Annotated in this window: 2 protein-coding genes; both read left to right on the top strand. The window is 39.4% G+C overall.

Annotated elements, in window-relative coordinates; genetic code table 11:
* Positions 1-647 precede the first annotated feature (647 nt).
* Positions 648-992, top strand: a complete 345-nt coding sequence (locus H6S82_RS31250) for a hypothetical protein (RefSeq protein WP_190464404.1) — start codon at positions 648-650, stop codon at positions 990-992.
* A gap of 18 nt (positions 993-1,010) precedes the next feature.
* On the top strand, positions 1,011-1,913 hold a 903-nt coding region (locus H6S82_RS31245; protein WP_191057336.1), incomplete at its 3' end, for an AAA-like domain-containing protein.

Here is a 1,913-nt window from a genome sequence, read left to right as displayed (position 1 = left end):
TTCGCAAATATTTTGTTGCCAAACCTTTAAATAGTAAGATTTTTCGCGTTGTGAGAACTTAAATTTATCCATATCTTCACTCCTGACATACATAAAAAATGAATAGTTAAAAAAACAGTTTTTTTGTAAAGTTATACATTTTTATTAAAAACGTTTTTCTATATTGATAAAGGTATGTGTGGGTAGTAATTGGTCTTAAATATGCCTACAGATTGATTGTAGCATTTCCCGAAAAAAGTAAAATTAACAGATGGGGATAAATATTAAGTTTAATAAAAAAACATATGAAAAGAGATAGTCGAGATATGGGGAAGCTCGCAATCAAAAGAGCGTAAAAGTAGGAGGTAAAGCAATGGATAGAAAGCATCTTGTCGCCAGCAATTGCAGGCACAAATTTTTGTGTTTTTGGGGTCTATAAATGTTTTTTATTCAAATCATTTTAAGGGCTAGTTCTTTTTTTACCGAGGCACTAGATACTGAGATGTAGCCCGTTCGTATAAGTGCGATCGCGCACTTTGTTTGTGCTACAATCTTATCGTCCGTGTCAGCAATAACAAAAGAAAGCTGCGATCGTCTGCGAGTTGAAGCTAGAAGGTACACAACCCCAGTACAGGAAGCTAGACAAAGCTATTCGTACTGGATGTTTTATGCAAAACAGCATCCTTCGGGCTTGCATGGATAACCAAGTTAAATATCTTGACGATGCCTATGCTGGCTGTAAAGTTTTAGCTTACTACGCTTTCTGTTGGGCAGGAAGCCCACACTGTACCGTCAGGTCAGTGTGGGTAGTTCACCAGAACATTCTAAGTTTGCTTGTCCGGCTACCCAGAGGCGCAGGAACAGTAAAGCCTGCGAACAGACGTACCTGTGTTTGGCTGTGTTTCCACAGCCAAGCAAGGGAACTCGCAGAAATCGGAAATCTCAGCAGCAATGCCGAAATTCACCCGCTATACCTTGGAGTTAACCGTGGGAGCAGATCGATTAAATTATGACTGCTGAATCTTAAACTAATGAATAATTATCAATATCAAGTAGGCGGAAGTTTAACCAGCGATGCCCCCAGTTATGTAGAGCGACAGGCAGATGTAGAACTTTACGAAGCCCTAAAACAAGGTGAGTTTTGCTACGTCCTTAACTCACGTCAAATGGGCAAATCATCGCTTTTAGTAAGAACAAAACACCGTCTCGAACGAGAGGGATTTAAATGCACTGCTGTAGATATGACGAATATCGGCAGCGAAAGTATTACTCCACTGCAATGGTATAAAGGTCTTGTTGCGGAGTTGTGGTCTGGCTTCAAATTATTAGGAAAAATTAACTTAAAAGCTTGGTGGAGAGAGCAAGAAGATGTATCTTACTTACAGAGATTGAGTTGGTTTATTGAGGAATTAATCAGAATTCATTTTCCAAACGATCGCCTATTTATATTTCTTGATGAAGTTGATAGTATACTTGGTTTAGATTTTCCTGTTGATGATTTTTTTGCGCTAATTAGGTTTTGCTATAACCAAAGAGCAATTAACCCGGAATACAAGCGAATTACTTTTGCTATTTTTGGGGTAGCAACGCCATCGGATTTAATAAAGCAGAGAAGTCGGACTCCATTTAATATCGGCAAAGCGATAGAAATGCGCGGCTTTGATTTGCAGGAAGCTCTGCCATTAGCGCAGGGATTAAAAGTAAAATATGGAGATGCTCAGACAATTTTAAAAGAAATTTTAGCTTGGACGGAAGGACAGCCATTTCTCAGCCAGAAAATATGTAAATTAGCTACGAGTTTAAGCCCAAATACTACAAACGGAGTGCTGACTATTCCGCCAGGAACAGAGGCATATTGGGTAGAAAGCATCGTGAGGTCGCACATTATCGATCGCTGGGAATCTCAGGATGAACCGGAACACCTGAGAACCATA

This window comes from Planktothrix sp. FACHB-1355 (genome assembly GCF_014748295.1).
GTDB lineage: Bacteria > Cyanobacteriota > Cyanobacteriia > Cyanobacteriales > Aerosakkonemataceae > Aerosakkonema > Aerosakkonema funiforme_A.
The sequence above is the reverse complement of the archived record's forward strand: the minus strand, read 5'-3'. Positions and strand labels throughout refer to the sequence as shown.

Bases quoted from the DNA above. Each gene is read 5' to 3' on its own strand.
- H6S82_RS31250 (WP_190464404.1), top strand. From the start codon at position 648: ATGCAAAACAGCATCCTTCGGGCTTGCATGGATAACCAAGTTAAATAT.